At 70.9% G+C, this 23272-nt stretch carries 21 protein-coding genes and 1 riboswitch; of the genes, 10 read left to right on the top strand and 11 right to left on the bottom strand.

Translation table 11 applies throughout. The annotated features are described in order from the left end of the window. The first annotated feature begins 3 nt into the window (after positions 1 to 3). Positions 4 to 738 (top strand): TetR family transcriptional regulator, encoded by a 735-nt coding sequence (locus tag ACWC09_RS24720; protein ID WP_450852756.1) that lies wholly within the window; start codon positions 4 to 6, stop codon positions 736 to 738. Positions 739 to 752: 14 nt separating this feature from the next. Here ACWC09_RS24720 and ACWC09_RS24715 read toward each other — a convergent pair whose 3' ends face one another. Beyond that, positions 753 to 3155, bottom strand: coding sequence for an MMPL family transporter (locus ACWC09_RS24715; protein ID WP_450852787.1), 2403 nt, complete (start codon positions 3153 to 3155; stop codon positions 753 to 755). Between the two features lie 173 nt (positions 3156 to 3328). Here ACWC09_RS24715 and ACWC09_RS24710 point away from each other — a divergent pair, with 173 nt between their 5' ends. Both ACWC09_RS24710 and ACWC09_RS24705 read left to right on the top strand, forming a co-directional pair. Next, positions 3329 to 4018: a response regulator transcription factor gene (locus ACWC09_RS24710; RefSeq protein ID WP_450852755.1), complete on the top strand. Its 690-nt coding sequence runs from the start codon at positions 3329 to 3331 to the stop codon at positions 4016 to 4018. Next, a complete protein-coding gene (locus ACWC09_RS24705; RefSeq protein WP_450852754.1) occupies positions 4015 to 5475 on the top strand; it encodes a sensor histidine kinase in 1461 nt (486 codons plus the stop codon). The genes ACWC09_RS24710 and ACWC09_RS24705 overlap by 4 nt, the downstream gene beginning before the upstream one ends. A 51-nt stretch (positions 5476 to 5526) precedes the next feature. Here the strand turns inward: ACWC09_RS24705 and ACWC09_RS24700 are convergent, their stop codons facing one another. The 4 genes from ACWC09_RS24700 to ACWC09_RS24685 all read right to left on the bottom strand — a co-directional run bounded on the left by ACWC09_RS24700 (position 5527) and on the right by ACWC09_RS24685 (position 9515). Further along, positions 5527 to 5928: an ATP-binding protein gene (locus tag ACWC09_RS24700; RefSeq protein WP_450852753.1), complete on the bottom strand. Its 402-nt coding sequence runs from the start codon at positions 5926 to 5928 to the stop codon at positions 5527 to 5529. A gap of 96 nt (positions 5929 to 6024) precedes the next feature. After that, positions 6025 to 7581: an ABC transporter substrate-binding protein gene (locus ACWC09_RS24695; protein ID WP_450852752.1), complete on the bottom strand. Its 1557-nt coding sequence runs from the start codon at positions 7579 to 7581 to the stop codon at positions 6025 to 6027. Between the two features lie 204 nt (positions 7582 to 7785). Then, a complete protein-coding gene (locus ACWC09_RS24690; RefSeq protein ID WP_450852751.1) occupies positions 7786 to 9231 on the bottom strand; it encodes a metallophosphoesterase in 1446 nt (481 codons plus the stop codon). Positions 9232 to 9275: 44 nt separating this feature from the next. After that, the gene (locus ACWC09_RS24685) at positions 9276 to 9515 is read right to left on the bottom strand and encodes an SCO4848 family membrane protein (protein ID WP_200701776.1); all 240 of its coding nucleotides are present in this window, start codon (positions 9513 to 9515) and stop codon (positions 9276 to 9278) included. Positions 9516 to 9606: 91 nt separating this feature from the next. On the opposite strand from ACWC09_RS24685, the gene ACWC09_RS24680 reads away from it, so the two are divergent. Continuing rightward, positions 9607 to 10881 (top strand): D-alanyl-D-alanine carboxypeptidase family protein, encoded by a 1275-nt coding sequence (locus ACWC09_RS24680; RefSeq protein WP_450852750.1) that lies wholly within the window; start codon positions 9607 to 9609, stop codon positions 10879 to 10881. Here the strand turns inward: ACWC09_RS24680 and ACWC09_RS24675 are convergent. The 3 genes from ACWC09_RS24675 to ACWC09_RS24665 form a co-directional block, all read right to left on the bottom strand. Beyond that, positions 10829 to 11782, bottom strand: coding sequence for a YihY/virulence factor BrkB family protein (locus ACWC09_RS24675; protein WP_450852749.1), 954 nt, complete (start codon positions 11780 to 11782; stop codon positions 10829 to 10831). The two genes, ACWC09_RS24680 and ACWC09_RS24675, sit on opposite strands and share 53 nt — an antisense overlap. A 284-nt stretch (positions 11783 to 12066) precedes the next feature. After that, positions 12067 to 13062 (bottom strand): decaprenyl-phosphate phosphoribosyltransferase, encoded by a 996-nt coding sequence (locus ACWC09_RS24670; RefSeq protein WP_450852748.1) that lies wholly within the window; start codon positions 13060 to 13062, stop codon positions 12067 to 12069. Continuing rightward, positions 13055 to 13555 carry a phosphatase PAP2 family protein gene (locus ACWC09_RS24665; RefSeq protein ID WP_450852747.1) on the bottom strand — a complete coding sequence of 167 codons (501 nt, stop codon included), beginning with the start codon at positions 13553 to 13555 and terminating at the stop codon, positions 13055 to 13057. Before ACWC09_RS24665 ends, ACWC09_RS24670 begins: the two co-directional genes overlap by 8 nt. A gap of 133 nt (positions 13556 to 13688) precedes the next feature. Here ACWC09_RS24665 and ACWC09_RS24660 point away from each other — a divergent pair, with 133 nt between their 5' ends. Continuing rightward, positions 13689 to 15050: an FAD-binding protein gene (locus ACWC09_RS24660; RefSeq protein WP_450852746.1), complete on the top strand. Its 1362-nt coding sequence runs from the start codon at positions 13689 to 13691 to the stop codon at positions 15048 to 15050. An 11-nt stretch (positions 15051 to 15061) separates the two neighbouring features. Continuing rightward, entirely contained in the window at positions 15062 to 15817 is a 756-nt protein-coding gene (locus ACWC09_RS24655; RefSeq protein ID WP_450852745.1) for a decaprenylphospho-beta-D-erythro-pentofuranosid-2-ulose 2-reductase, read from the top strand. A 63-nt stretch (positions 15818 to 15880) separates the two neighbouring features. On the opposite strand, the gene ACWC09_RS24650 is transcribed toward ACWC09_RS24655, so the two are convergent. Together ACWC09_RS24650 and trpS are read right to left on the bottom strand one after the other, a co-directional pair. Next, complete coding sequence (locus ACWC09_RS24650; RefSeq protein ID WP_450852744.1) at positions 15881 to 16459, bottom strand: 2'-5' RNA ligase family protein; 579 nt, start codon at positions 16457 to 16459, stop codon at positions 15881 to 15883. Between the two features lie 134 nt (positions 16460 to 16593). Next, positions 16594 to 17607 carry a tryptophan--tRNA ligase gene (gene trpS / locus ACWC09_RS24645; RefSeq protein WP_450852743.1) on the bottom strand — a complete coding sequence of 338 codons (1014 nt, stop codon included), beginning with the start codon at positions 17605 to 17607 and terminating at the stop codon, positions 16594 to 16596. A gap of 131 nt (positions 17608 to 17738) precedes the next feature. Between trpS and ACWC09_RS24640 the strand changes: the two genes are divergently transcribed. The 3 genes from ACWC09_RS24640 to ACWC09_RS24630 all read left to right on the top strand — a co-directional run bounded on the left by ACWC09_RS24640 (position 17739) and on the right by ACWC09_RS24630 (position 20143). Further along, entirely contained in the window at positions 17739 to 18299 is a 561-nt protein-coding gene (locus tag ACWC09_RS24640; RefSeq protein WP_450852742.1) for an RNA polymerase sigma factor, read from the top strand. After that, the gene (locus ACWC09_RS24635) at positions 18286 to 19308 is read left to right on the top strand and encodes a hypothetical protein (protein WP_450852741.1); all 1023 of its coding nucleotides are present in this window, start codon (positions 18286 to 18288) and stop codon (positions 19306 to 19308) included. The genes ACWC09_RS24640 and ACWC09_RS24635 overlap by 14 nt, the downstream gene beginning before the upstream one ends. A gap of 97 nt (positions 19309 to 19405) precedes the next feature. Next, positions 19406 to 20143, top strand: coding sequence for a hypothetical protein (locus ACWC09_RS24630; RefSeq protein ID WP_450852740.1), 738 nt, complete (start codon positions 19406 to 19408; stop codon positions 20141 to 20143). 111 nt (positions 20144 to 20254) lie between these two features. Here the strand turns inward: ACWC09_RS24630 and ACWC09_RS24625 are convergent, their stop codons facing one another. Further along, on the bottom strand, positions 20255 to 21703 hold the full coding sequence (locus ACWC09_RS24625) for a glycine hydroxymethyltransferase (protein ID WP_450852739.1): 1449 nt from the start codon (positions 21701 to 21703) through the stop codon (positions 20255 to 20257). Positions 21704 to 21736: 33 nt separating this feature from the next. After that, a riboswitch (ZMP/ZTP riboswitch) is annotated at positions 21737 to 21824 on the bottom strand. A gap of 91 nt (positions 21825 to 21915) precedes the next feature. On the opposite strand from ACWC09_RS24625, the gene rocD reads away from it, so the two are divergent. Next, on the top strand, positions 21916 to 23121 hold the full coding sequence (rocD, locus tag ACWC09_RS24620; RefSeq protein WP_450852738.1) for an ornithine--oxo-acid transaminase: 1206 nt from the start codon (positions 21916 to 21918) through the stop codon (positions 23119 to 23121). Positions 23122 to 23272 lie beyond the last annotated feature (151 nt).

Here is a 23272-nt window from a genome sequence, read left to right as displayed (position 1 = left end):
TCCGTGTCCGCAAAGAACGAAGGCTCCGACGAAGGCACCGCGCCGTCCACCAAGTCCGAGCAGACCCGCGCGCTGATCCTGGAGACCGCCATGCGGCTGTTCCAGGAGCGGGGTTACGACAAGACGACCATGCGGGCCATCGCCCAGGAGGCCGGGGTCTCCGTCGGAAACGCGTACTACTACTTCGCCGGCAAGGAACACCTGATCCAGGGCTTCTACGACCGCCTCGCCGCCGAGCACCGGGTGGCGATCCGGGAAGTCCTGGACCAGGAGACCGACCTGGAGGCACGGCTGGCGGGCGTGCTGAAGGTGTGGCTGGACATCGCGACGCCGTACCACGAGTTCGCGGTCCAGTTCTTCAAGAACGCCGCAGACCCGGACAGCCCCCTCAGCCCCTTCTCACCCGAGTCGGAACACGCGCGCGTGGAGGCCGTCTCCGTCCACCGCGAGGTTCTGGCGGGCGCGACGAAGACCAAGGTCCCGGAGGAACTCCGCGACGTCCTGCCCGAGTTGATGTGGCTCTCCCAGATGGGGCTCGTACTGTATTGGATCTTCGACCGGACCGAGGGCCGGGAGCGGAGCTACCGGCTGGCCGAGCGCGGGGCACGGCTCACCGCGCGCGGGGTGTCCCTGGCCCGCTTCCGGGTGCTGCGGCCGCTGGTCCGCGAGGTGCACGAGCTGTTCACGGACTTCCTGCCGGGGATGACCAAGGTGCTGCCCGACCCCGGCAGGTCCTAGCGTCGCGAACGCGGTCAGTTCACCGCGTCCACCTCGCCGTCGGCGAGCTCGACGTCGTACACCAGGGGCGCGTCCGCGACGACCAGCTGGGCGGCGCGTGAGCCGTACGAAGCGGCGGCCGTCGCCAGCAGATACGTCCCCGGGGCCGGCACCGACACGATGTACGAGCCGTCCGCCAGTGAGGTCACCCGGTCCACCTGGCGGCCGCCCTTCGTCAGCAGGGTCACCGAGGCGCCGTCCACCGGGTCGCCGTCGGCGGTGCGGATGAAGCCGTGGACCACGGAGGCGGGGCCGTCCGGGGACAGCGGTTCCGCCTCCTCCCTCGGCTCCACCGCCAGGTGCGGGAGCCGCTGCTCCAGCCATCCCGGCAGCCACCAGTTGGACTTGCCCAGCAGATGCATCGCGGCCGGCACCAGGGCCGTACGGAGAATGAAGGCGTCCAGCGCCACCGCGGCCGCCAGCCCCACGCCCGCCATCGCCGCGCCCGAGTCGCCGCTCAGGACGAACGCCAGGAACACGCACACCATGATCATGGCCGCGGAGTTGATGACCCGGCTGGTCTCCGCGAGGCCGACGCGCACCGCGCGCGCGTTGTCCCGCGTGTGGACCCACTCCTCGTGCATTCGGCTCACCAGGAAGACCTGGTAGTCCATCGAGAGGCCGAACAGCAGGGACAGCATGATGACCGGCAGGAAGGCGTTGATCGGGCCCTCCTTGCCGAGGCCCAGCAGGTCCAGGCCCCAGCCCCACTGGAAGACCGCGACCAGGACACCGAAGGAGGCCGCCGCGGCGATCAGATTCATGAGCGCCGCCGTCAGCGGGACGACCAGGGAACGGAAGGCGACGAGCAGGAGCAGGAAGCCGAGGCCGATGATCGTCGCTATGAAGAGGGGCAGGCGGTCGCCGGTGACCGACGCGAAGTCCTTGGAGACCGCTGTCACGCCGCCCACATGGGCCTCCGCCCCGGCCTTCGGGATCACCTTGTCGCGCAGCGTGTCGATCAGGTCGTCCGTCTGCTTCGACTGCGGTGACGTCGTCGGGACGACCTGGATCACCGTCACGCCCTGCGCGGGCGGCAGCGCGGCCACGCGCGCCACCCCGGGCGTCGCCTCGATGCCCTTGACCAGCGTGGCCGTGTCACCGCCCGCGCTGACCACCTGGAGCGGGCCGTTGAAGCCGGGGCCGAAGCCCTCGGCGAGGAGGTCGTACGCCTTCCTGGTGGTCGACGAGGCGTTGTCGTTGCCCTGGTCGGTGGCGCCGAGGCGGAGCGACAGCACCGGGATGGCGAGGACGGCCATGACGACCAGGGCGAGCGCGGCGATCCGGCGCGGGCGCTTCTGGACGTTCTCCGACCAGCGGGCCGCGAGGCCGCTGGTGTGCTCGTTCTCGGGACCGTTGGCGGCGAGGCGGCGGCGCTGACGGCGGCTGAGGACACGCGGGCCCAGGAAGCCGAGCAGGGCCGGGAGCAGGGTCGTGGCGGCCATGACGCTGAGCACCACCGTCAGGGACGTGCCGATGACCACGCCGTCCAGGAAGCGCAGTTGGGTGACCAGCATGCCGGCGAGGGCGATGCAGACCGTGCCGCCCGCGAACAGGACCGCCCGGCCCGAGGTGTTGAGGGCGGTGGCCGCCGACTCCTCCGGGTCCAGGCCGCGCAGGATGCCCTTGCGGTGCCGGGTCACGATGAAGAGCGCGTAGTCGATGCCGACGCCCAGGCCGATCAGGGAGGCGAGCAGCGGGGCGATGTCGGGGATGTCGGTGGTGTGGCTGAGCAACTGCGTGGAGAACAGGCCCATGCCGACACCGAAGATCGCGATGGCGATGGGGAGCAGCATCGCGAAGAACGAGCCGAAGGCCAGGAACAGCACGACGGCCGCCGCGACGATGCCGACCATCTCCGACAGGCCCTGCGGCGGCTCCTGGACGCGCTGGATGGCCTGGCCGCCCAACTCGATCTGCAGACCGCTCTTCTCGGCGCCCTGAGCGGTGTCCACGACGTTCTGGACGAGCTCCTTGGGCACCTCGTTGGCGCGCTTGGCGAAGGTCAGCTGGGCGTACGCGATCCTGCCGTCACGGCTGATCTGCGCCGCGCCCTGGGCCCCGGCGTAGGGGCTGGTGACCGCGCCGACGCCCTTCATCTTCGCGATCTTGTCGAGGGCGGGCTGGACGCGGTCCTGGACCTCCTGGTCCTTCACCGAGCCCTGGTCGACCTTCCAGACCACCGTGTCGGTGTCGCCCGAGGTGGTCGGGAAGGCCTTCTGCATCAGGTCGTACGCGCTCTTGGAGTCCGTGTCGGGGAGGGAGAAGACGTTCGCGTAGTTCGTCCCCGCCGTCGAGGCCGAGAAGCCCAGGCCGAACAGTGCCCCCACCCACAGCAACAGGACCACCAGCCGGTGCCGATAGCACCACCGTGCCAATGCCGCCACGATCAACGCTCCTTCGTCGGTAACCGGTCGTCGGTCGGTCCCCCAGGTCCTGGGCAACAGGATTGGGTGCTCCAGGCGCGCGTGGAGCGAACACGCCATGACTCTCAAGGAACTCCAAAGGCCGATCCGGCCCGACTGTCAGTGGCCCGCCCGATACTGGGGGCATGACGACGGCTCCAGGCACCGTGCTGGTGGTGGAGGACGAGCCGAGCATCGCGGACGTCCTCGCCATCGCCCTGCGCTACCACCGCTTCGAGGTGATGGTCGCGGGCACCGTCCGCGAGGCCCTCGCGCTCGCCGAGCGCACCCGGCCGGACGCGGCGCTGCTCGACGTCATGCTGCCGGACGGGGACGGCCGGGCGCTGGGGCGTGAACTGCGCACCAGACAGCCGGACCTGGCGCTGGTCTTCCTCACCGCGCGCGACTCGCCCGCCGAGATCGTCGGCGCCCTCGGCTTCGGCGACGACTACATCACCAAGCCGTTCAACATCGACGAGGTGATCGCCCGGATCACGGCGGTGCTGCGCCGGACCCGGCCGGCCGACGTGCTTGCGCAGCGGCCGCCGCTCCGGTACGGCGACCTGGAGCTGGACGACACGACGTACAGCGTCCACCGCGCGGGCCGCAGCGTCGAGCTCACCCCCACCGAGTACGCACTGCTGCGGTTCCTGGTGCGCAACGGCGGCCGGATCGTGCCCAAGGAGCAACTCCTGCGCCATGTCTGGCAGTACGAGCACACCCCGCCCGAGTCGACCGTCGTGGAGACCTACATCAGCTATCTGCGCCGCAAGCTGGACACCCTGGGGCCGCCGGTGATCACCACGCGGCGTGGCGTGGGATACGGGCTGGCATGAGGTGGGTCCGGTTGCTCCATTGCGAGCGCGGCATCCACTCGCTGCGCGCCAAGCTGACCTTCGCGAACGTGGTGCTGCTCGCGCTCGGCATCGTCGCGGCCACCGCGGTCAGCCTGATGGGCATGCGGTACTACCTGCTCGGCCAGGTCGACAGCCAGCTCACCAAGACCCGTGACTCGCTGGGCAGTACACAGCTCACCATGCGGCAGATCGACTCGTTGAGCGTGGTGAGCTTCGTCCGTGACCGGCTCGCCCCGGAGCACGTCGACGAGCATTCGGCGCCCGACTCCATCTACGCGGCCGTCGACAGCAAGGGCAGGACGGCCGGCCTGTTCGGCTTCAAGCCGACCGAGGCCCAGCGCAGCCTGGCGGACGCGGTCGGCGACCCGCGCCCCCTGGTGAAGGACGCCGACCCACACGACGTCACCGTGCACGGCGCCCAGTACCGGGTGACGGCGACCCGCCTGGCCGACGGCACCTACATCCTTCTCGCCACCTCCACCGAGGCCCTCCACCAGGGCATGCTCAAGGCCCTCAAGCTCGATCTCGCCATCGGCGGCCTGCTGCTCATGCTGCTGGCCTGTCTGACGATGATGAGCGTCAGCCGCCGGATGCGTCCGCTGGAGGACATGGTGGAGACCTCGTCGGCGATCGCCGAGGGCGATCTGACCCGGCGTGTGCCGTCCAGCCACCACCCCACCCAGGAGGTCGAGCAGCTGCGCCTCGCCCTCAACTCGATGCTTCACCAGGTGGAGTCGGCGTACCGCACGCGCGAGCGCACCGCGGCACAGCTGCGCCGCTTCGTCGGCGACGCCTCGCACGAGCTGCGCACCCCGCTGTCGGCGATACGCGGCTATCTCCAGCTCTACGACAAGGGAATGCTCAGCGATCCGGACGAGCGGAAGCGGGCCTGGGAGCGGGTGCTGGCGGAAACCGACCGCATGGGACGCCTGGTGGACGAGCTGCTCACGCTGGCCCGCCTCGACCAGCAGCCCGAACTGCGCTTCCGCAACGTCGACCTGAGCCGTCTGGTGCGGGACGCGGCCGAGGATCTGCGGGTGCAGCAGCCGGACCGGCCCATCAAGGTGGCCGCCGACGGCTCGCTGCTGGTGCACGCCGACGAGGCGGGCCTCAGACAGGTGCTGGGCAACCTGGTGGGCAACGTCCGCACGCACACACCCGTCGAGGTGCCGGTGCGGCTCGGTCTGGAGCGGGAGGACGGGGTCGTACGGCTGTGCGTCGCGGACGACGGGCCGGGGCTCGCCGAGGAGGACGCGGCGCGGGTCTTCGACCGGTTCTTCCGGGCGGGCGGGGGCGCGGGCAGCGGGCTGGGGCTGGCGATCGTGCAGGGGGTCGTCCAGGCGCACGGCGGTGAGGTGGCGGTGCGCACGGCGCCGGGCGAGGGACTGGCGGTGACGGTCACGCTGCCGGCGCGGACGGCGGCCGTGGCGTCGTAACCGCTCATCTTCTCCGCGGCGGCCGTGGCGTCGTAACCGGCCATGGCCTCTTCAGGCGTCGGCGAGGACGAGCGCCCACACGGTCTTGCCGTGGCGGCCCCTGCTCCACACGCCCCAGGCCGCCGCGATGTTCTCCACCAGGTGCAGTCCGCGGCCCGACTCGTCCGCCTCGCCGACGAGCCTCAGCCGGGGCTCGGGCCGGCCCTCGTCGGACACCTCGATGAGACAGGAGCCGTCGGCGAGCGCGGTCACGGCCACCTCGAACTCCCGCTCCAGGAGCGGGCCGTGGCGTACGACGTTGGTCGCCAGCTCGGACACCAGCAGGACGGCGTCGGCCAGCGCCCGGTCGTCCGGCCCGTGCCCCCAGTCGGCCAGATGGTCCCGGACCCTGCGCCGGGCGAGACCGACGGAAGCCGGATGCCGGGGCAGCCGGAAGGAGTTGCGTCTCAACACGTTTGCTCCTCACCCCACGCACACCTCCGTCACATGGTCCTGCGTTGGGTGAGTACCCGGCGTCACATCGGCGAATGTCAGCGCCGCGAGATCACGTCAGATCCAGTTGAGGCTCCACAGCCGGTACACGCCGGTGCCGTCGTCCAGATACTGGCCGCCGCCTACGTCCTCGCTGCTGAGGACGTACTCCTTGCCCTGCCAGAGCGGGATCACCGGCACGTCGCGGGCGATGTCCTGCTGCAGCGTCTGGAAGTCGGACGAGGCGTCACCCCGGTCGGCGAACTGCTGGCTGTCCAGGATCAGTTGGTCCACGATCTTGTTGCTGTAACCGGTGTTCATGGTCGCGTCGGTGCCGATGAGCTGGGAGCCGAAGGTGTCCGCGTCGGGGTAGTCGGCGACCCAGCCGACGGCGTACGCGTCGAGCTTGCCGGTCGCCCACTGCTTCTGGAAGTCGGTCCACTCGTAACCCTTGAGGGTCACCTTGAACAGACCGCCGGTCTCCAGCTGCTTCTTGAGGTCGGCGGCCTCCGCCGTCGCGGAGCCGCTGCTCTTGCCGTAGCCGTAGGTGAAGTGCACCGGCAGGCTCACGCCGGCCTCGGTCAGCAGGGTCCTCGCCTTCTTCACGTCCTGGTCGGGGTAGGCGTCGAAGAAGGAGGTGGTGTGGCCGGTGATGCCGGTCGGGATCAGCGAGTACAGCGGGTCGACGGTCCCCTTGTAGACGGTGGCGGCCAGCTGTTCGCGGTTGATCAGCCAGGCCATGGCCCGGCGGACCCGGACGTCGTACAGGGGCTTGCCCGTACGGGTGTTGAGGTAGAGGTTGCGGGTCTCGGAGCTGTCGGACTCGGAGACGCGCTGGTTCGGGTCGCTCGGCGAGAGCTTGGACAGCACCTCGGGCGGCATCTGCCGGCTCGCGACATCGAGGTCCTTCGCCGACCACGCCTTGTTCAGGGCGTTCGCGTCGGCGTAGTAGCGCAGCTCGACAGGGCGGCCGGTCTTCCCGACAGCGCCCTTGTAGTCCGAATTCGGGGTGAGAACCGCCTTCTTGCCCTTCGTGTACGACGACAGCTCGTACGGTCCGGTGCCGTCGGCGCCGAGGTCGGTGCGCAGGCCGTTCGCCGGGTACTTCTCCCGGTCGACGATCGAGCCGGCCCCGGTGGCCACCTTGAACGGGAAGGTGGCGTCGGGCGAGGAGAGGTGGAAGGTGACGGTCAGCCCGCTCGCGTCGACCGAGCGGAGTGTGCTCAGCAGGGAGGACGGGCCGACGTCCGACTTGATCTTCTTGACCCGGTCGAAGGAGTACTTGACGTCCTCGGCGGTCATCGCGCGGCCGCTGGGGAAGGTGAGGCCCTTGCGCAGCGTGCAGCGGTAGGTGGTCAGACGACTGTCGGTGAAATCGCACTTCTCGGCCGCGTCCGGCACGGGGGCGGTACCGCCCGCCTCGAAGGTCAGCAGGGACTGGAAGACGTTGCTGAACAACGCCCAGGAACCCGCGTCGTAGGCGCCGGCCGGGTCGAGCGACGTGACGGCGTCCGTCGTGCCGACCGTGATCGTCCTGCCGTTGTTGTCCTGCGACGGCAGCAACTGCCAGCCGCCGACTCCCACACCCGCCAGCACCAGCAGCGTCGCGAGAATCCGCATGCGAACCGAACGCATCGGTTGCCCTCCCCAGGCCCCACCCGGGCCCCAGCGCATATGCCACTCCCCTAGTGGCGCGGCTCACCTAATCACAGGTGTTTCACGTGGGGGAAGAGGGATCTGGCGAGTTTGGAAAGCCGTTACCGCAACGGATTTCAGCCATGTTTCACAGCACTTCCACAGAATGTGCCGTGGACCGTTTCCGCCGGGCCCGCGTCGCGCTCACGCGCGTGTGGAGGCCAGTTCGATCACCGTGATGTCCGACGGGGCGCCCACGCGCGTGGGCGGGCCCCAGGCGCCCGCGCCCCGGCTGACGTACAGCTGGGTGTCGCCGTAGCGGTCCAGACCCGCCAGGGTCGGGTTGGCGGCCGCCGCGACGAAGTTGCCGGGCCAGAGCTGTCCGCCGTGGGTGTGGCCGGAGAGCTGGAGGTCGACGTGGTGCCTGACGGCCTCGTGGATCTGGACGGGCTGGTGGGCGAGGAGCACGCACGCGCGTGCCGTGTCCCGGTCGCCGAGCGCCTTGCCGAAGTCGGGGCCCTGGCCCTCGCTCTCCCCCGCGATGTCGTTGACACCGGCCAGGTCGAAGTACGGCAGTTCGGTACGGGCGTTCTCCAGCGGAAGCAGCCCGAGCCGCCGTACCTCCTCGACCCACTGCTCGGCACCCGAGAAGTACTCGTGGTTGCCGGTGACGAAGTAGGAGGGCGCGTTGAGCTGCCGCAGCGGTGCCGCGGCCGGCCCCAGGTCCTTCACGCTGCCGTCCACCAGGTCGCCGACGACCGCGACGATGTCCGGCTGGGTGGAGTTGATCGTGTCGACGACCTTCTGCGCGAAGCCGCGCCCCAGGATCGGCCCCAGATGGATGTCACTGACGACCGCGATCCGGTAACCGTGCGCCGCCCGCGGCAGCTTGGCCAGCGACACGGTGACCCGCTTCACCCGCGGGCCGCGCAGTACGCCGTAGGTGCCGTAGCCGACGGTCCCGACAGCGGCGGCCGCGGCGGCCCCGGCGACGACACGGGAGACGAAGAGGCGGCGGGAGGGGTCGGGGGCGGGCGCGGACTCCGGGGCGTCCGAAGGCTCTGCGGCGAGCGCGGCTTCCGGGGCGGGTGCGGCCCCCGAAGCAGGCGCCGATACAGAGGCCGGCGATGGGGCGGGCGAAGCTCCGGACATCGTCGCGGGCTCGGCCTCGACCCCGACGGTCTCGGGTGGCACGGCGGTCCCGGCCGTTCTCGGCGCCACGTCTCCCGCCACCACCGAGTCCGCCCCCGTTGCGACCACTACCGCCACCGCGTCCACTCGGGGCACCGGTCCCGGCGGCACCGGCTCCTGGTTCCGTACCGCCCCTGCGGAGGCCGCTCGCCGCTCCGACGCCCGGCGCAGCAGAGGTCGTACGACCTCTCCCGCGACCACCGCCAGCAGCAGGTAGATCGACAGCGCCAGCCACAGGAAGCCCGGCCAGGCCAGCGTCTGCTGGAGCCAGAAGGGGGCTCCGGCGCGCTCCGTCACGATCGCGCCGATCGCCATGGCCCAGCCGCCCACGATCACCACCGCGCCGGCGCGGCGCGCGAGGCCCGGGCGGCGGGTCGTGTCGCGGAACAGGCGTCGCCACAGGTACCAGTTGGCCCCTACGAGAACGCCGAGCGCGAGCAGCGCGAAGACGATGACCACCGTGGCGGATACCCCCGCTGTCGTTTTTACTGCCGTTTGGCCGGTTATGAAGTGCGGCGCAATGCGCGCAGTCCGCGCAACCCGATGCCCCCGATGACCGTCCCCAATACGAAGGAAACGACGGCCAGGGTCAGGTGCACCCAGAAGTAGGCCGTCGGGTGACCGTCATCGAACGCGAGCCCGCTGCTGTCCTTGACAAGGTTTTTGACGAAAGTGACCCAGATGACCCAGCTCCACACCCCGAAGGCGAGCAGGAACCAGGAGACGGGGCGGCTGAGCTTCATACGTCCAGTATCGCCGCCGTCCCTCCGGCTCCGTCCCCGGGGTGGGGTGGTCGGCGGGACTTCACGGCGTGTGGCATGTACGTTTCCGTCCGTGCCCGCGCCCAAGAAGACCGCCAGGCGATCCCTGCTGGTCACCTCCGCCGTCCTGTCGTCGCTCGCGCTGACCGCGCCCGTCGCCCTCGCGACCCCCACTCCGTCCACGAGTCCGTCGGCCACTCCCCCGGCGAACATGTCCGGCGTCGGCGGCACGCGGCTCGGGCAGGCCGGGACACAGGTCGACCTGGGCAGCGGTGCCCCGGTGCTCCCCAAGGACATCACCGCACGCTCCTGGATCGTCGCGGACGCCGAGTCCGGCGAGGTGCTCGCCGCGCACAACGCGCACTGGCGGCTGCCCCCGGCGTCCACGATGAAGATGCTGTTCGCGGACACCGTGCTGCCGAAGTTCCCGCGGACCGAGAAGCACAAGGTGGTGCCCAGCGATCTCGCCGGCATGGGTGCGGGCTCCAGCATGGTCGGGATAAAGGAGGGCGAGACCTACACGGTCCACGACCTGTGGCTCGGCGTCTTCCTGCGCTCCGGCAACGACGCGGTGCACGTGCTGTCGGCGATGAACGACGGCGTCGACAACACCGTCAAGGAGATGAACGAGCACGCCGAGGAGCTCCAGGCCCTCGACACGCACGTGGTCACCCCCGACGGCTACGACGCCCCCCATCAGGTCTCCTCCGCGTACGACCTGACCCTGTTCGCCCGCTCCGGGCTGCAGAAGAAGGACTTCCGCGAGTACTGCTCGACGGTCCGCGCCGAGTTCCCGGGCGAGACGAAGAAGAAGAAGAAGGGCAAGACGACCCGCGATTCCTTCGAGATCCAGAACACCAACCGGCTGCTGGCCGGCGACTCCGACGTCTCCGTCTACCGGGGCATCGCGGGCGTCAAGAACGGCAACACCACGAACGCGGGCGCGACCTTCACGGGGGTCGCCGAGCAGGGCGGCCGGGTGCTGCTGGTGACCGTCATGCACCCGGAGAAGGACGAGCACAACGAGGTCTACAAGGAGACCGCGAAGCTCTTCGACTGGGGTTTCAAGGCGGCCGGGAAGGCGCGGGCGGTGGGTGAGCTGGTGCCGCCCAAGAACGCCGCCCAGGCGAGCGCCCAGCCGGGTGCCAACCCGTCGGGCCAGGCGGGCGGGGCCGGCGACACGTCCGCCACGCCGCTCGCGAGCGACACGACCGAGGATCGCTCCGGCGGCATGGGGGTCGCTCTCGCGATCACGGGCGGGGTGCTGGTGCTGCTCGCGGCCGCCGCGTTCCTGGTCAACCGCCGCTGGCCGCTGCCTGATCTGGTACGTCGCCGCCCTCGTCCCTGACCTTGCGGACGACTCCCTCCCGCTCCTCGCGCTCCTCCTCGCGTTCCTCCTGCTCCTCGCTCTGCGTCGCCGTCCACGCGGCGCAGAACAGGACCAGCTTCGAGGTGAAGTTGATCCACAGCAGCAGGGCCACGGGGACACCGAAGGCGCCGTACATGCTCTTCGCGGCCACGCCCTGCATATAGCCGCTGAGCAGCGCCTTCAGCAGCTCGAAGCCGACCGCGCCGGTCAGCGCGGCGACGACCAGGCGGCGGCGCTGCGGTTCGACGCCGGGCAGCAGGGTGAGGACGTACAGGAGCAGCAGGAAGTCGGCGAACACGGCGACGGCGAACGCGACGACGTAGAGCAGGATGCCGCCCCAGCCGCCCTTCTCGATGCCGATCTGCTGGGTGATCCAGCCGACCATCGCGGAGGCCACGGTGGAGGCGGCGAGGGTGACGAGGACGGCGCCGCCGAGGCCGACCAGGATGCCGAGGTCCTTGGCCTTGCGCAGGAGGAAGTTCTCCTCCGCGTCGGGCAGCTCCCACACCGCTCTGAGGCACTCGCGCGTCGAGCCGGCCCAGCCGATGCCGGTGAACAGCAGCGCGGCGCCGGCGATGAGGCCGATGGTGCCGGCGTTCTGGACCAGACTGTCGATGTTCAGCTGGTCGGAGATGCCGGGCACCTGCTCGGCGATCTTGTCCTGCAGGTGCGTCTGCTGCTGCTTGCTGAGCGTCGCCGCGGCGATCGCGGCGGCCACGGTGAGCAGCGGAAACAGCGCGACGAAACTCGTGAACGTCATCGCGGCCGCCAGCCGGGCCCACTTCACGCGGTCCAGACGCTCGAACGACCGCCACGCGTGCGTGGCCATCAGCCGGGCCACCAGCGGCCCGACGACGGGGAGCTTCTTCAGCCAGTCCATGATCCGACCTTGCCCTCGGTGCGGAAGACCCATGTGCGAGTACCCCAAAAGCGCAGCACAGTGGCGAGCGCCATGCCGATTCCCGCGCCGGATGCGGTGTCCGCATGTGGGGAGGTGGGACCCGAGGCCGGCGGGGAAGGGGTACCGCGCAGAAGACGGCGGAAGGGCGCAGGCCCTTCACACGCGCGTGCCGGCGGGGCCGCGCAGGCAGGTGAGGAGGGCCAGGTCGGCGGTGCAGGCGAGGAGGGCGAGGGTGGCGAAGCCGATGGCCTCATGCCGATCGCCTACCAATTCGCGACCGCCAGCCCGTACATCGCGAGCCAGACCAGGCCGATGACGGCGAGGGCACGGTCGCGCAGGACGACGTCCTCGGGTTCGCCCGCGGTGCCCCGGTCGGCGAAGACGGCGTACCTCAGGATGCCGAGGATGAAGGCGATCATGGACAGCTGGCGCCAGGGCAGCACGCTCGTGTGCGGCACACCGCCTTCCTCCAGCGCCCACAGGCAGTAGCCGAGCACGGCGACGCCGGCCGCCAGTTGCCATACGAAGCGCAGGTAGCCGGTGGTGTACTCGGTGAGCAACACGCGCGTGGCGCCGCCCGGTTCTCCGGCCATCTGCACGGCTTCGGAGTAGCGCTTGGCCGACACCATGAACAGCGCCCCGAAACCGGTCGTGATCAGGAACCAGCGCGACAGCGGGATGCCGAGCGCGAGCCCGCCGACCGTCGCCCGCATCAGGAACCCGGTCGTGACGACCACGAGGTCCACGACCAGCACGTGCTTGAGGCTGACGCAGTACGCCAGTTGCATGCCGAGGTACGTGGTCAGCAGCGCGGCGACGACCGGCGAGACCAGCCAGGCCGCGAGAGACGGCGCGAGCACACCGAGGACGCCCCCGACGGCGTACGCGACCGGCACCGGGACCTGGCCCGCGGCGACCGGGCGGCGCCGCTTGGTGGGGTGGGCGCGGTCGGCCTCGGCGTCCCGGGCGTCGTTGATCAGGTAGACGGCGGCGGCGCAGGCGGTGAACAGGCCGAAGACGACGGCGAGTCGGAGGGCCGCGTGCCGGGTGAAGAGCTCACCGGCCGCCGCGGGGGCGGCGACGACCAGCAGGTTCTTGATCCACTGCTTGGGGCGTGCGGTTCTGAGCAGGCCGACGAGGAGGGCGCCGGGGGCGCGCTGAGGGGGTGGTGGTGCGGTGGTCCGGTGGGGCGTGCGCTGCCCGAGAAGCGCCGTGTCCTGCCTGCGCACGCCGCCCGAGAGAGGCGCTGCCTCAGTCATGCGCGCCCCCTCTCATCCAGCGCGACCCCATACGGGCCGTGAGCGCCCCCAGGGCCGCGCCCGCCGCCACGTCCGACGGATAGTGCACGCCGACGACCAGGCGCGAGAGGCACATCGCGGCGGCGAGGGGCGGGATCGCGTACGCGCCGAGCGCGCCGTAGGCGACGGCGGCAGCCGCGGCGGAGGTCGCGTGGGAGCTGGGGAAGGAGTGGCGGCCGACGGTGCGCACGAGGGGTTCGGCGTGCGCCGGGCGCGGGCGCCGCACCACCCTTTTCACGACCATGCTGGCAGCGTGCGCGCCTGCGGTGAGCGCCGTTGCGCGCAACCAGGCGCCGCGTCGCGCGCCGTTCACGGCGGCCCCGCCGAGGCCCGCCGCGAGCCACAGCACACCGTGCTCACCGGCCCGCGAGAGGGCGCGCGCGGCACCGGCGACGCGCGGGTCGGTGCCGTATGTGCGAAAAGCAGAAAGGATTCGGTGGTCCAGGTGGTCCATGTGGACTCACTGTTCACGCCAACACCGATGGAACTAAGACAATATTGAGCGACATCCCATTAATCACCCATTTCGGGGAGGGAGGTCATGTTTCAAAAACAATCGCTCACATAAGGGCGATACGGTCGCCGACATGCCTCCCAGCGCCGCCCCCGTCACCACCACCATCACCGGATGGGGCCGCACCGCGCCCACGGCGGCCCGTCTCGTACGTCCCCGGACGTACGAGGAGGCATCGGCCGCCGTCCGGGGTTGCGGGGACCGTGGAGGCATCCCCAGGGGCCTGGGGCGGGCGTACGGGGACGCGGCGCAGAACGCCGGTGGGTTCGTGCTCGACATGACCGGCCTCGACCGGATCCACGCGATCGACGCCGACGGCGGCACCGTCCTGTGCGACGCGGGCGTCTCCCTGCACCGACTGATGGAAGTGCTGCTGCCCCTCGGCTGGTTCGTGCCGGTGACACCCGGCACACGCCAGGTGACCGTCGGCGGTGCGATCGGCGCGGACATCCACGGCAAGAACCACCACGTCTCCGGCTCCTTCTCCCGGCATGTCCTCTCCCTCGAACTCCTCACCGCCGACGGCGAGATCCGCACGGTGGGCCGCGGCACGCCCCTGTTCGACGCGACCGCCGGCGGCATGGGCCTGACCGGCGTGATCCTCACCGCCACCGTCCGGCTGCTGCCGGTCGAGACCTCCCTGATGTCGGTCGACACGGAGCGCGCGACGGACCTCGACGACCTGATGGCCCGTCTGACCGCCACCGACCACCGCCACCGCTACTCGGTCGCCTGGATCGACCTGCTGGCGCGCGGCGCGGCGACGGGGCGTGCGGTGCTGACCCGTGGCGACCACGCGCCCCTGGACGCGCTGCCGGCACGCGCGCGCAGAAGGCCGTTGGACTTCCGGACCCCGCAGTTGCCACCCGCGCCCGCGTTCCTTCCGGAAGGCCTGCTCAGTCGTGCGTCCGTGGGTCTCTTCAACGAGCTCTGGTACCGGAAGGCACCGCACGCGCGTGCCGGCGAACTGCAGAAGATCTCCGCCTTCTTCCACCCCCTGGACGGCGTCCCACACTGGAACCGCGTCTACGGCCGGGGCGGCTTCGTGCAGTACCAGTTCGTCGTCGGGTACGGCCGGGAGGACGCCCTGCGGCGGATCGTGCGGCGCATCTCCGAGCACCGCTGCCCGTCCTTCCTGGCCGTCCTCAAGCGCTTCGGGGAGGCCGACCCGGGCTGGCTCTCCTTCCCGCTGCCCGGCTGGACGCTCGCCCTGGACATCCCCGCCTCGCTGCCCGGCCTCGGGGCCTTCCTGGACCAGCTCGACGAGGAGGTCGCCGCGGTCGGCGGACGCGTCTACCTCGCCAAGGACGCCCGGCTGCGCCCCGAACTCCTCGCCGCGATGTACCCGCGCCTCGACGACTTCCGCGCCCTGCGCGCGGAGACCGACCCGTGCGGGGTGTTCGTGTCGGACCTGTCCCGCCGTCTCGCCCTCTAGGAGTTGCTGTAGTGAAGGACGCTTTCGGTCTCCCCCAGTCCCTGCTCGTCCTCGGTGGTACGTCCGAGATCGCGCTCGCCACCGCGCGCCGTCTGATCGCGCGCCGCACGCGCGTGGTGTGGCTCGCCGGACGCCCTTCGCCCGCCCTGGAGACGGCTGCCGAGCAACTGCGTTCGGTCGGCGCCGACGTGCACACCCTCGCCTTCGACGCGCTCGACCCCGACTCCCACGAGGCGGTGCTCGGCAAGGTCTTCGCGGAGGGCGACATCGACCTGGTGCTGCTCGCCTTCGGGGTCCTCGGCGACCAGGCGCACGACGAGCGCGACCCGGCCGCCGCGGTGCGGGTCGCGCAGACCAACTACACCGGCGCGGTGTCGGCGGCTCTGGTGAGCGCACGCGCGCTGCAGGCGCAGGGGCACGGTTCGCTGGTGGTGCTGTCCTCCGTCGCCGGTGAAAGGGCCCGCCGCGCCAACTTCATCTACGGCTCCAGCAAGGCGGGCCTGGACGCGTTCGCGCAGGGCCTGGGCGACGCGCTGCACGGCACGGGCGCGCATGTCATGGTCGTACGCCCCGGGTTCGTGCGGACGAAGATGACCGCCGGGCTTCCCGAGGCACCGCTCGCGACGACCCCGGAGGCGGTCGCGACGGCGATCGAACTCGGCCTCAGGCGGCGCTCGGAGACGGTGTGGGTGCCGGGCACGCTGCGCGTGGTGATGTCGGCGCTGCGACACGTCCCGCGCGCGGTGTTCCGACGGCTGCCGATCTAGACGGTATGTAGGTGCCGGTCGTGGGCCCGGGCCTAGGGGTCGGCTCGGCGTCGCGGGCCGCCCCTACCGGCTGGTGATCGTTCCCCGCTCGACGTGACCGAGCTGCGGCGGCACCACGGTGCCTCCGAAGGTGAACTCCCGCAGCTTGCGCCAGACGCCGTCCGCGCCCTGCTCGTACAGGGCGAATCCGGTGCACGGCCAGTCGGCCTCGTAGTCGGCGAGCTCCTCGAAGGCGCGGTCCATCGACTCCTCGTCGATGCCGTGCGCGACGGTGACATGGGGGTGGTACGGGAACGCCAGTTCGCGGGGCACGGGGCCGGAGGCGTCGCGGACCTGCTTCTGCAACCAGGTGCAGGCCTCGGCGCCCTCGGCGATCCTGACGTACACGACGGGCGACAGGGGCCGGAAGGTGCCGGTGCCCGCGAGCCGCATCGGGAACGGCCGGCCGGCCGCGGCGACCTCGGTCAGATGCGCCTCGACTGCCGGCAGGTCGGCGCTGTCGACCTCGGTCGGCGGCAGCAGCGTGACGTGCGTGGGGATGCCGTGAGCCGCGGCGTCGCCGAAGCCCGCGCGCAGCTGCTGGAGCTGGCTGCCGTGTGGCTCCGGGACCGCGATCGACACGCCGATCGTTACGGTCCCCACGTCGTCTCCTGTCGTCGTGACGGGTTGTCTGTCAGCCGTCGGCTATCGACTGTACGGCCACGGCTGTGTTGCGGGCAGGCGCAACCGTAGTGATGTGCAGCGCTCTGCCGGTGGTACGTCTTCGGTGGTGTACGTCAGTGCTTGGCGGGCAGGAAGCCGACCTTGTCGTACGCCTGGGAGAGGGTCTCGGCGGCGACGGCGCGCGCCTTCTCCGCACCCTTGGCCAGGATCGAGTCCAGCGTCTCCGAGTCGTCCAGGTACTGCTGGGTGCGCTCCCTGAAGGGCGTCACGAACTCGACCATGACCTCGGCGAGGTCCGTCTTGAGGGCGCCGTACATCTTGCCCTCGTACTCCTGCTCCAGCTCGGCGACCGACTTGCCGGTGAGGGTCGAGTAGATGGTGAGCAGGTTGCTGACGCCCGGCTTGTTCTCGGCGTCGTAGCGGATGACGGTGTCGGTGTCGGTGACCGCGCTCTTGACCTTCTTCGCGGTGGCCCTGGGATCGTCGAGGAGGTTGATGAGGCCCTTCGGCGTGGATGCCGACTTGCTCATCTTGATCGACGGGTCCTGCAGGTCGTAGATCTTCGCCGTCTCCTTGAGGATGTACGGCTTCGGGATCGTGAAGGTGTCGCCGTAACGGCCGTTGAAGCGCGTGGCGAGGTCGCGGGTCAGCTCGACGTGCTGACGCTGGTCCTCGCCGACCGGGACCTCGTGGGCCTGGTACAGCAGGATGTCGGCGACCTGGAGGATCGGGTACGTGAACAGGCCGACGGACGCGCGGTCGGCGCCCTGCTTGGCGGACTTGTCCTTGAACTGGGTCATACGGCTCGCCTCGCCGAAGCCGGTGAGGCAGTTCATGACCCAGGCGAGCTGGGCGTGCTCGGGGACGTGGCTCTGGACGAACAGCGTGCAGCGCTCGGGGTCGAGGCCGGCCGCGAGGAGCTGGGCGGCGGCGAGCCGGGTGTTGGCCCGCAGCTCGGCCGGGTCCTGCGGGATCGTGATCGCGTGCAGGTCGACGACCATGTAGAACGCGTCGTGGCTCTCCTGCAGGGCCACCCACTGGCGGACGGCGCCGAGGTAGTTGCCGAGGTGGAACGAGCCTGCGGTGGGCTGGATTCCGGAGAGCACGCGGGGTCGATCAGAGGCCATGTTCACCATTCTCTCAGGTGTCGGGGCCCGATCCGGAACCGGTCGGAAACAGATGGGAACCGATCCGTCTTCCGCGGTGTAACAAGAGTGTGAGAACGCGGGAGGGGGGCCGCATCGTCGATGAGGCCGCGGTGATCGCTCGCGTGCGCGCCGGAGATCCGGAGGCGTACGCGGAGCTGGTGCGGGCCCATACGGGCATCGCGCTCAGGGCGGCCGCGGCGCTCGGGGCGGGTGCGGACGCGGAGGACGTGGTGCAGCAGGCCTTCGTGAAGGCTTACTGCGCGCTGGGCAGGTTCCGGGACGGCGCGGCCTTCAAGCCGTGGCTGCTGTCGATCGTCGCCAATGAGACGAGGAACACAGTGCGGACGGCGGCGCGGCAGCGCACGCTCGCCGGCCGGGAGGCGGCGTTCGCGGAGGCGGAGCCGCTGATACCGGAATCGGCGGACCCGGCGGTGGCGACGCTGGAGACGGAGCGCCGGGCGGCGCTGCTGTCCGCCCTGGAGAAGCTGAGCGAGGAGCACCGCCTGGTCGTCACGTACCGCTTTCTGCTGGAGATGGACGAGTCGGAGACGGCCCAGGCCCTGGGCTGGCCGCGTGGCACGGTCAAGTCCCGACTGAATCGCGCGCTGCGCAAGATGGGCCGGCTGCTGCCGGATTTCGAGCCTCGGGAAGGGGGTGATGGGGGTGAGTGAGGGACGGGACGCGCACGGCGGTGAGGGCGGCCGACGTCCGGGCGGCACCGGTGGCCGGGGGCCGCGCGGGCGTGGCGGTGACCGGGGTCCCGGGGCGGGCCCGGGGTCGGGTCCGCAGGGGCGTGCCCGTGGGCGGACGCAGGAAGGCGGCGCTTCCCGGCTTCCCGAGGAGCTGCGCGCACTCGGCCGGTCGCTGGACGCACCCGCGGTCGACGGCGCCGGCGAATCCCTCGGCTCCGAGACCATGGTCGAGCGGGTGCTGGGACAGATACTCGCCGAGCACCTCGCGGTGCCGGTGACCGAGCCCCGGGGCCCGCGTGAGCGGCTGTACGCGGCGCGGCGCTGGGCGCGGTTGCGATGGCGTTCGCTGACCGTGACGCTGTGCGGGCTGATGACGGTGCTCGCGCTCACGCCTCCGGTGCGGGCGGCGGTCCTGGACTGGTTCGACTTCGGCGGGGTCGAGGTGCGGTACGACCCGTCGGCGGTGCCCTCGCCCGGCGCCGTGGTGCCCGGCTGCGGCAGGTCGGTGTCGCTCGGCCAGGCCGGGCACCGGGCCGGGTTCGAGCCGCTGGTGCCGGACGGGCTCGGCGTCCCGGACACGGTGGCGGTGACGGACGAGCCGCGCGGCCGGTTCCTGGTCAGCCTGTGCTGGCGCGAGAGCGGGCAGACGGTCCGGCTGGACGAGTTCCCTGAGCGGCTCGACCCCGCGTTCGCCAAGACCCTGCGCGAACAGCCGGAGTGGATCGCGCTGGGTGGGGGTCCGTCGGCCGACGGTGTGCAGGACTATGCGCTGTGGTTCCCGCGTCCGCATCTGCTGGGTTTCTGGCTGGTCGACGCGGACGGGAACCGCTTCACGCGGAAGGAGCGGACCGCCGGGCCGACGCTGCTGTGGACCCACCGGACCGGTCAGAAGGACGTGACGCTGCGGCTGGAGGGGATCACGTCGAAGGACAGGGCCGTGGGGATCGCGAACTCGCTCGAGAAGCCGTCCGGGAAGTCCTCGACATAGTCCGCTGAGGGTGGGAACCCCGGCGGCTCGGGCGGTGTACCAGAAGTGACACGCGGCTCGCGGGAGGGCCGCACGGGACCGACCGGTGGGGGACGCGATGCGTGGTGGAAGGGGCAGGGCTCGTGAACTGCGCGCACTGTCGGGGGCGTTGACGGCGACGCTCGGGCTGATGGTGTGGGGCGCGTCGTCGGCTTCGGCCGGCGGGGATGGGGCAGCGGCGGCGGTGCAGGCCCAGCGCCGGGATGTCCCGGACGTGGCGATGATCGTCGCCGGTGGCACGGGGCGGACCGAAGTGTTGCGGTCCGGCCAGCCGACCTTCGCCCATCTGCGGCAGCTGCTGCAGCCCATGTACACGGGGACGGAGCGGGTGCCGGAGGCCTGGACCGAGGGTCGCCGTCCGCCCGTGGACCTCACCGTGATCTGGGGGCTGACGGGAGTCGGAGGCTGGCCGCGGACGAACCGGGCGCCAGGTGGTGACGTGGCCGCCGAGCGGCAGGACCAACTGTTCGTGGCGGTCGACGGCACGCCCTGGATACGGAGCGATCCCGCACCGGACGTCCAGGACGACGACATCCGCTGGCATCGGGCACCGCGCTCGGTGTTCGTGCAGCTGGAGAAGGAGAAGGTGCTGAGCGGGCTGGGCGAGACCACCGCACAGAAGGTCACCGTCGGCGAGGCCGGCCATGACCGGGGCAGTGTCTGGTGGGCGCTTCCCGGGCTGGCGGTGGGGCTCGCGGCCGGGGCCGGGGGCACCTTCCTGATACGCCGCGCGGCGGCCCGGCAAGGTGCCGGACCGCCGCGGGAGGAGCCACGCCAGGAACTCATCGACCTCTGAGCCAGAAGCTCACGGGTCCTCTCGAAGTCGCCGGTCTTCGCAAGGCATCGATCTTCAGGAGTCACCGGTCTTTGACAACTCAACAGTGGCCGTTTGTCTTGCGCGTCGGCGTCAGCCGAGGTCGATCTCCGGGTACAGCGGGAAGCCGGCCACCAGGTCGGTCGCGCGGCGGGAGATCTCGTCCGCGATCTTCGGGTCGAGGATGTGCTGGGCCTTGGAGGGGGCGCCCGACTTGGTGGTGCCCGGCTCGGCGGTGGTCAGGACGCGGTCGATCAGGCCCGCCACCTCGTCCATCTCCGCCGTGCCCAGACCGCGCGTGGTCAGGGCGGGGGTGCCGATGCGGATGCCGGAGGTGTACCAGGCGCCGTTCGGGTCGGCGGGGATGGCGTTGCGGTTGGTGACGATGCCGGACTCGAGGAGCGCGGCCTCGGCCTGGCGGCCGGTGAGGCCGTAGGAGGAGGCGACGTCGATCAGGTTGAGGTGGTTGTCCGTGCCGCCGGTGACCAGGGTCGCGCCCCGGCGCATCAGGCCCTCCGCCAGCGCCCGGGAGTTGTCCACGATGCGCTGGGCGTAGTCCTGGAAGGAGGGCTGACGTGCCTCGGCCAGGGCGACGGCCTTGGCGGCCATGACGTGCGGGAGCGGACCGCCGAGGACCATCGGGCAGCCGCGGTCGACCTGATCCTTGAGGGAGTCGTCGCACAGGACCATGCCGCCGCGCGGGCCGCGCAGCGACTTGTGGGTGGTGGTGGTGACGATCTGGGCGTGCGGCACCGGGTCGAAGTCGCCGGTCAGTACCTTGCCCGCGACCAGGCCGGCGAAGTGCGCCATGTCCACCATCAGGGTCGCCCCGACCTCGTCGGCGATCTCGCGCATGATGCGGAAGTTCACGAGGCGGGGGTAGGCGGAGTAGCCGGCGACGATGATCAGCGGCTTGAACTCGCGGGCGGAGACACGCAGCGCCTCGTAGTCGATCAGACCGGTCGCCGGGTCGGTGCCGTAGGAGCGCTGGTCGAACATCTTGCCGGAGATGTTCGGGCGGAAGCCGTGGGTGAGGTGGCCGCCGGCGTCCAGGGACATGCCGAGCATGCGCTGGTTGCCGAAGGCCTGACGGAGCTCGGCCCAGTCGGCGTCGGTGAGGTCGTTGACCTGGCGGACGCCGGCCTTCTCCAGGAAGGGCACCTCGACGCGGTCGGCGAGGACGGACCAGAACGCGACGAGGTTGGCGTCGATGCCGGAGTGCGGCTGGACGTAGGCGTGGCGGGCGCCGAAGAGTTCCTTGGCGTGCTCGGCGGCGAGGGACTCGACGGTGTCGACGTTGCGACAGCCGGCGTAGAAGCGGCGGCCGATGGTGCCCTCGGCGTACTTGTCGCTGAACCAGTTGCCCATCGCGAGGAGGGTGGCCGGCGAGGCGTAGTTCTCCGAGGCGATCAGCTTGAGCATCTCGCGCTGGTCGGCGACCTCCTGGCCGATGGCGTCGGCCACGCGCGGTTCGACGGCGCGGATCACATCGAGGGCGGCGCGGAAGGCGGTGGACTCGGTGGAGAGGGACTCGGCTGACATGAGGGACCTCCGGACGTTGGCGTTCAGCGTTCACGGTACGGCCCAGGCGCACGGCACTGTCCTGCTCGGGCCGCTCCCCGATGGTCGGTCCCATCCCAGCGCGCCAGTCACGGCCCGCCGGTCAGCCTACCGGGCATGCCCGACGGCGCAGGTCCTCCGTCCACCATGCGAGCGACGATAGGAACAGGGGGATCCTCACCCCGGGAGGCGCCGTGACCGCTACGGAGAACCTGATCGCCGCCGCCGACGTGCACAGTGCGCACACCTATCACCCGCTGCCCGTGGTCGTCGCCACCGCCGACGGGGCCTGGATGACGGACGTGGAGGGGAGGCGGTATCTGGACCTGCTGGCCGGTTACTCGGCGCTCAACTTCGGCCACCGCAACCGACGGCTGGTGGCGGCGGCGAAGGCGCAGCTGGAGCGGGTGACGCTGACGTCGCGGGCGTTTCACCACGACCGGTTCGCGGCGTTCTGCTCCGAGCTCGCCGAGCTGTGCGGGATGGAGATGGTGCTGCCGATGAACACGGGAGCGGAGGCGGTGGAGACCGCGGTGAAGACGGTCCGGAAGTGGGGGTACAAGGTCAAGGGCGTGCCCGCGGAGATGGCGAAGATCGTGGTCGCCGGGAACAACTTCCACGGCCGTACGACGACACTGATCAGCTTCTCCACGGACTCGGAGGCGCGCGCGGACTTCGGGCCGTACACGCCGGGCTTCGAGATCGTGCCGTACGGGGATCTGACGGCGATGCGTTCGGCGGTCACGGAGAACACGGTGGCCGTGCTGCTGGAGCCGATCCAGGGCGAGGCGGGGGTGCTGGTGCCGCCGGCCGGTTATCTGCCGGCGGTGCGGGAGCTGACGCGGGAGCGGGACGTGCTGTTCGTCGTGGACGAGATCCAGTCGGGGCTGGGGCGGACAGGAAGGACCTTCGCGTGCGAGCACGAGGGCGTGGTGCCCGATGTGTATGTGCTCGGCAAGGCGCTGGGCGGCGGGATCGTGCCGGTGTCGGCGGTGGTGTCGAGTGCCGCGGTGCTCGGGGTGTTCCGGCCCGGGGAGCACGGGTCGACGTTCGGCGGGAATCCTTTGGCCTGCGCGGTGGCACTGGAGGTGATCGCGATGTTGCGGACGGGCGAGTTCCAGGCGCGGGCGGCGGAGCTGGGGGCACATCTGCACCGGGAGTTGGGGGCGTTGGCCGGGACGGGGCGAGTGACGGCGGTGCGGGGGCGCGGGCTGTGGGCGGGCGTCGACATCCATCCGCGGCACGGCACGGGACGGGCGGTGTCCGAGAAGCTGATGGACCGCGGGGTGCTGGTGAAGGACACGCACGGCCCGACGATCCGCATCGCGCCGCCCCTCGTCGTCGAGAAGGAGGATCTGGACTGGGGGCTGGTCCAACTGCGGGGTGTGCTGGGCGTTTAGCCTCCGTGCGTCACAGGACCATTCCCCGAGTACGACCGTGCCCGAGCGAAGTTGGCGGCGTGCGTCCGCCCTGTTCGTGTCTCCCCGTTTGGTGTGGCTGTCCCGCGTTGTCCGGGCGACAGCCTAAAGAGAGGTAAGAGCGCAGCTCGCG

The sequence above is a fragment of the Streptomyces sp. NPDC001617 genome (assembly GCF_053596855.1).
The sequence above is the reverse complement of the archived record's forward strand: the minus strand, read 5'-3'. Positions and strand labels throughout refer to the sequence as shown.